The sequence below is a fragment of the Allobaculum fili genome, assembly GCF_020969955.1.
In the GTDB taxonomy this organism is placed as follows: domain Bacteria; phylum Bacillota_I; class Bacilli_A; order Erysipelotrichales; family Erysipelotrichaceae; genus Allobaculum; species Allobaculum fili.
The window spans coordinates 61,161-67,205 of the sequence record NZ_JAHDSX010000008.1 but is presented as its reverse complement, the minus strand read 5'-3'; the positions used below and the strand labels follow the sequence as shown (position 1 = coordinate 67,205).

Below are 6,045 nucleotides of genomic sequence, written 5' to 3'. Positions count from 1 at the left end.
CCGCAGAGACCGGGAAGCCATAGATATCCTGGATGATGTCGGAGATGTCGCGCTGCGACATGCCCTGGCCATACATACGGAGTATTTTGTCCTCGATATCTGAAATATCCCGACTGCCTTTAGGAACTGCCTGAGGCTGGAATGTACCAAGGCGATCACGAGGAATACGAAAAAGTTCAGACCAAACTGAGCGAAGAATACAATGCACTGGAAAACCCGGATGAAACGGTCGTTCTTCGCTACTCGCTCAGTGAAGAAAACAATCTGGCCAATACGCAGTACGAACCGAACACGGATATAAGTTCTCGATTACGTACCGCATCTGGATCGTCTGCTGATCTTCAACTCGCCGCAGGAAACGGACGCTTACTACAGTGCAGCTGCCAGGAGGAGGGTCATGCCGTTAAGCCGCTGTCGAGTTTTGTCAACGTAGCCAAACCAGTCAACCAGCCAAAAAGAGATACAGTTTCGATTCCTGTAGAAAAACAATGGAAGGGAACGAAACAGCAGAAGTCAACATCGAACTTTTGAGGGATGGCGTGCTTCAGTTCAATACGCTGACTCTGAACGATAAGAACGGCTGGAAAGGCACGTTCGAAAATCTGGATGCGGTCTATGAAAACGGCAACGCGTACGTCTATACCGTTCAGGAAGCCGGAGAAGAACCGAAAGAAAAAGCGGATCATCCGCAGGTTCTGCTCGAAGGCGTCCTGTATGAAGTCGAAATCGCCGGCGATGCCCAGAACGGTTTCGTCGTTACGAATGCCGAAACGCTGCACACACCGAATAACGACATCGAGGACAGTGAGGACAGTAGCCACTCCTCTTCTCAGAGCTCCGAGGATTCCAAAAAGGACACGTCCGACAGCAAGTCCCCTACAGAAGATAAGTCCAGCACATCGTCTTCTTCTTCCAAATCGACTTCGCAAAGCAGCGATTCCAGCCAGCGTGATCCAAAATCGAGTGCGAACGCTTCGAAAAACAGCGTTCACACCGGTGTAGGAAACGACGTATTCGACTATGCGGCCGCCTTTGGCGTCAGCGCAGCCGTCCTGGCCTTTGCGGTTGTCGCGATGAAGAAACACTAAATCAAAATACAGTTTTTGATGAAAACAGAGAAATGCTCTTCTGGAAAGAACCTCCCGCATTGGAGCATGAATCTCTGCTGAATCAAAAACCAGACCGAAAGCCCCAGTGCAGCCGCGCTTTCGGTCTTTTATAATGCTGGAGATCACAGAAAATGACTATGGTCGGAAAATCGTACGAATAGACAAAAAAGATTTAACTTCCATACATAAAATCGAAATGACTGTTTCAGTTTATAGACGCACCCCGGTATACTGTTTTCAGGAAAACAGGAACCGCTATGAAGAAGAACAGAAAGAAAATCATTTTATTTCTGCTGAGTGCCGTGATGATGACCGGCTGCACGTCGCCTTCTGCCAGAACGGACGATTCAAAATCGTCAGACCAGAAGAAAACCGAAGAACAGATCGACAAAACGACATCGAGAGACGCATCCAGTACGGAATCTAAGACGGCTTCAAACACGGAATCCAAAAATGCGTCCGACAGGGAATCGAATTCGAAAACGGAAAGTATCGGATCGGATGAAAACGAGCCAAGCGATATGGAAAGCCCGATCGTTACTCCTGACGTTAGAGAACAGCCTGCCTCCGCCGATTCGATCCGGCTGGCCGTCCCGCAGTTCGTTCAGGAAACGAATTATTACTGTGCGGTTGCCTGCCTCCAAATGGTCCTGGCGTATCACGGTATCAATGTCAGCCAGAGTACGCTGGCAGCCGGTCTGAATACGAGTCCGGTTTCCGGTACCGAATATGCGGATCTGGCAAGAGAAGCATCCAAATACATTTTTGGAAAAGCACCGGAAAATGACACGGAGCCCGGCTATCGTGCGCTCCTCTGGACGCGCAATGCGGGCACAGACCAGATGAAAGAGCAGTTCTTCGCTCGAGCTGTGGCAGATCTGCGCTCCGGCGATCCAGTCTTTGTTTCCATCAACCCGCATCTGGCGTATGGAGAAAGCGTCGAAACCGTCCATGAACTCGTTTTATACGGTGCAGACTTTGATGAACAGGGAAACGCGACGCATTACTACTGCATTGATCCGTATGGAAAATATCAGGACAGCGCGTTTGGCGGCAAAAAAGTATTTACAGCCGATGAGCTGTGGAATGCCATGAACAATAACCCGGAACCAGGCTACGTCTGGTAAAACCGGGATGACCCACTTTCTCAATTTTCATAAAAACGATAAAAACCCGATCAGAAGCAGCGGATCCTCGTGGAAGGAGGCGTCGCTTCTGACCGGGTTTGTTTTATCTGAAAATAAATCGTGTGAGGACTGGATAGATCCTGTATCCCAGGCATACCTGCATGTATTGAATTACATGTGCAGGAGATTGATCAGGAAAATCCAGGCCAGACCATAGTAGGTGACTACGCCGACCATATCGTTGACGGTTGTGATCAGCGGTCCGCTGGCTACGGCCGGGTCAATGCCGATTTTCTTGAAGAAGATCGGGATCGTCGTACCGGTCAGCGAAGAGATGATCATCGCCAGCCAGAGGGAGAGGCCGATGCAAAGAGAAATCGCGTAGGCAGGGCCCCAGGCATAGCTCTTCGCAAAGTGAACGTACAGACCGAGCAGAAGGAAGGCGCACGTACCGATAATCAGACCGTTCATGGCGCCGACCCGGACTTCTTTCCAGATCAGGTAAAGCTTCTGCTTGCGCTCGAGCGTATCGTCCATCAGGACGCGGATGGTAACGGCCAGCGACTGGGTACCGACGTTACCGGCCATGCCGAGAATCAGAGACTGGAACGCCATGACGATTGTCAGCTGGGCGACGACGGTTTCAAACATCGAAACAACCGTCGAAACGCAAAGGCCTAAAAACAGCAGGATGAGCAGCCAGGGAAGACGCTTTTTCAGCGACTGGAACAGAGATTCTTCCAGGTCTTCTTCAGCGGCCAGACCGGCGAGTTTGGCGTAGTCTTCGCCCATTTCCTCATCCATGACTTCGAGCAGGTCCTGCGAGGTGATGACACCAAGAAGCAGGTTGTCGTTGTTTAGGACTGGAATGGAGTCTTCGTTATAGTCTTTCAGTTCTTCGACGACCCGGTCGATCGGTTCGCCGGCGTAAACGTACGGATAGCTGGTCGCAATGATTTCATCGAGCGGGAGATCCGCACGGGAAATGATCAGATCCTTCAGGGAAATGGCACCGTAGTACATGCCGTTTTCATCGCGAACGTAAATCGTTGTGATGTTGTCGTTTTCCTTTGCCTGATTGATGACTTCGCGCGTGGCCTGCTTTACGGTCAGGGCCTTGTCGACCTCGATGTAGTTGGTCGTCATGCGCGAACCGATTTCGTCTTCATCGTAGGAGAATATGACCGAAATCTTTTTGCGGACTTCCGGTTCGAGCAGTTCGAGAATGATTTCGCGTTTTTCCTTATCGATTTCCTTAAGCAGATCCGCCGCTTTGTCCGTCTCCATTTCGTTGATGATGGCGATCGTCTTGCGGATGTTCATTTCGCTCAGGAACTTAGCGGAATCGTCTTCATCCATGTATTCGAGAATTTCGGTCAGACGTTCCGTTCCGAGCATGCGATAGAGCTTTTCGCGTTCAAACTGAGTCAGTTCGGAGAAGGCTTCGGCGATATCGTTGGCGTGGTAATCGTCGAGCTTGTCGCGAAGCAGCTTGGGCGAGTTGACGGTCCGGATAATTTCCAGAATTTTCTGCTCGTAGCGCGGGCGGGAATGAACGACTTCTTCGGCGGATGTTTCCTGTACGGATGCGGCTTTGTTTTCTTCCATACTTCTCGCCCTCCTTTAAATGTGCAGCATCTGAATCAGGAAGATCCAGACCATGGAATAGTACGTGGTGGCGCCGATCAGGTCGTTTAATGTCGTAATTAACGGACCGGACGCGGCAGCCGGGTCAATGCCGAAATGCTGGAAAAGAATCGGGACGGCCGTACCCGTAAACGAGGAAATGACCATACTGACGATCATCGCAACCGCAATGCAGCCGGAAATCGCATACGATTCCATCCAGCCGTACCCGGCGGACAGGTGAATGAAAATGCCAAGAACCAGTGCAGAGCCGGCGCCGATGATGACGCCGTTCACAAAACCGGTACGCATTTCTTTCCAGACCAGAAAGAGCTTCTGCTTTCTTTTCAGATCCGGATCGGCCAGAACGCGAATGGAGACGGCCAGCGACTGGGTACCGACGTTTCCGGCCATGTCAAGAATCAGCGACTGGAAGACGACCGCAATCGTCAATGCCGCAACAACGGATTCGAACATGGAAATCACAGCGGAAACGCCAAGGGAAAGTGCCAGCAGCAGAAGCAGCCAGGGGGTACGCTTTTTCAGAGATTCAAACAGAGTTTCTTCAAGATCTTCTTCAGCAGAAAGACCGGCCAGCTTGGCGTAGTCTTCGGAGTTTTCCTTTTCGGCCAGCTCAAGAAGATCCTGACGGGTAATGATGCCTTCGATCTGGTTGTCGTTGTTGAGAATCGGGATCGAGTCTTCTTCGTAGTCTTTCAGATCGTCCATGATCGAGTCGATCGTTTCCGACGCGTAGACAATCGGGAAGTTGACTTCGATGATGTCCTCAAGCGGTGTGTCCGCACCGGCCGCAAACAGATCCTGAATGTGGATGGCGCCGTAGTAGACATTGTTTTCGTCCACGACGTAAAGAATCGAAAGGTTATCGGTATTGCTGATGCGGGCCTGATCGCGCAGGGAGCGCATCGCGGCTTTTACATCGGAATTTTTACGGATCTTAATGAAATCCGTACTCATTTTCGAACCGATCTCATCTTCGCCATAGGCGGCGATACGGGCCAGCTTGCTGCGCAGTTCTGGATTGAGCAGTTCAAAAATGACATCCCGGCGAGTGCGGTTCATATTGCGCAGGACTACGCCAGCATCCTGGGGTTCCATTTTGGAAAGGATGGCGATCGCCTTACGGATGTTGATTGCCGAAAGATAGTCGGCCTGTTCGTCTTCTTCCAGATACGGAATGACTTCAGCCAGACGCTCGACATCGAGAAGACGGAAGAGCTTTTCCTTGCGCGTATCGTCGAGATGACTGAAGGCATCGGCGATGTCGCTGGCATGGAATTCTTCCAGCTTGTAGTGCAGCGCTTTGGGAGAGAGATTCTGGTCCATCAGCTGCACGATTTCAACGTCGTAATCGGGACGCACGGCAGGCTCTGTCGTCGTCACGCGTTCGTTTTCGCTCATAAAAACCTCCTTGGGGCAGAAGGTCCATGGGGAATACAAAATGGTCAGTCGGTTTAGAATCCATCTGGAAAGAAAAGCAGACACGGCGAAATACCGCAAAGGAATTTTGCCTGGAAACGAAGTATTTCCGTGGCTGCAAAGATTAAAAATTCTCATTTTCCTCTGGAAAAACGTTTTGCGAAAAGCTGGAAAAAGACCAGACGGCTCAAAAATTATAACGGCAGCCGGACCGTAAAAATGCGCGATTTTTCAGAGAAAAAAGGAAGGATCGGATTTATCGATCGTTGAACAGATGGAAAAAGACCTGAGGTTCTGCCCCTGAATTTGTCGTGACAGGAACAGGGGCCGGATCATCATTTGTCATGGGGCATCACCTCCTTTACGCTCTTTTCATTATAGGTCACAAAATGGGCAATTACGGGTAAATTGCCGGGCGGAAATTGTTCTTTTTCTTGCCAAACGTGCGATCAAAAGAGAGCTCATTCAGTACGAGATCTAAATCGCTTTCTGTGCACAGTTTTGACTCGAAAACCGGGCAGAACGCGGACGAATGCCTGCCATTGAAAGTCGGATCACCGTTTCATCCTCGTCTTCCGACCGGGTTACGGCAGAGAAAAGGGCTAAATGAATTCGATTTTCTGCATCTATGTCAAAATAAAATCGTCTGAACCCCAGAAACGGGGAAATCCCCCCAAACTGCATGGCGAAAACGGAAGGAATCTTGCCTAGTATTCCTCCATCCATTTTTTCGGACCATCCAG

Annotated in this window: 5 protein-coding genes and 1 pseudogene; 3 read left to right on the top strand and 3 right to left on the bottom strand. The window is 50.3% G+C overall.

The window, feature by feature from the left end; all coding sequences use genetic code 11:
• Positions 1-166: pseudogene (locus Afil_RS03405) on the bottom strand (transposase); the annotation flags it as partial.
• Here Afil_RS03405 and Afil_RS03400 point away from each other — a divergent pair.
• The 3 genes from Afil_RS03400 (at position 142) to Afil_RS03390 (ending at position 2,236) form a co-directional block, all read left to right on the top strand.
• Positions 142-531, top strand: a complete 390-nt coding sequence (locus tag Afil_RS03400) for a hypothetical protein (protein WP_230267116.1) — start codon at positions 142-144, stop codon at positions 529-531. The pseudogene Afil_RS03405 and the gene Afil_RS03400 overlap by 25 nt on opposite strands.
• Entirely contained in the window at positions 489-1,088 is a 600-nt protein-coding gene (locus Afil_RS03395) for a Cna B-type domain-containing protein (protein ID WP_230267113.1), read from the top strand. Before Afil_RS03400 ends, Afil_RS03395 begins: the two co-directional genes overlap by 43 nt.
• Positions 1,089-1,366: 278 nt before the next feature.
• A complete protein-coding gene (locus Afil_RS03390; protein ID WP_230267112.1) occupies positions 1,367-2,236 on the top strand; it encodes a C39 family peptidase in 870 nt (289 codons plus the stop codon).
• A gap of 171 nt (positions 2,237-2,407) precedes the next feature.
• On the opposite strand, the gene mgtE (Afil_RS03385) is transcribed toward Afil_RS03390, so the two are convergent.
• Both mgtE (Afil_RS03385) and mgtE (Afil_RS03380) read right to left on the bottom strand, forming a co-directional pair.
• Positions 2,408-3,844, bottom strand: coding sequence for a magnesium transporter (gene mgtE / locus Afil_RS03385; RefSeq protein ID WP_230267111.1), 1,437 nt, complete (start codon positions 3,842-3,844; stop codon positions 2,408-2,410).
• A gap of 15 nt (positions 3,845-3,859) precedes the next feature.
• On the bottom strand, positions 3,860-5,284 hold the full coding sequence (gene mgtE, locus Afil_RS03380) for a magnesium transporter (protein WP_230267110.1): 1,425 nt from the start codon (positions 5,282-5,284) through the stop codon (positions 3,860-3,862).
• Between the last annotated feature and the right edge of the window lie 761 nt (positions 5,285-6,045).

What these genes read in the sequence shown, in the direction of transcription:
- Afil_RS03400 (WP_230267116.1), top strand. Translation starts at nt 142, where the DNA reads ATGTACCAAGGCGATCACGAGGAATACGAAAAAGTTCAGACCAAACTG.
- Afil_RS03395 (WP_230267113.1), top strand. Translation starts at nt 489, where the DNA reads ATGGAAGGGAACGAAACAGCAGAAGTCAACATCGAACTTTTGAGGGAT.
- Afil_RS03390 (WP_230267112.1), top strand. Translation starts at nt 1,367, where the DNA reads ATGAAGAAGAACAGAAAGAAAATCATTTTATTTCTGCTGAGTGCCGTG.
- mgtE (WP_230267111.1), bottom strand. Translation starts at nt 3,844, where the DNA reads ATGGAAGAAAACAAAGCCGCATCCGTACAGGAAACATCCGCCGAAGAA.
- mgtE (WP_230267110.1), bottom strand. Translation starts at nt 5,284, where the DNA reads ATGAGCGAAAACGAACGCGTGACGACGACAGAGCCTGCCGTGCGTCCC.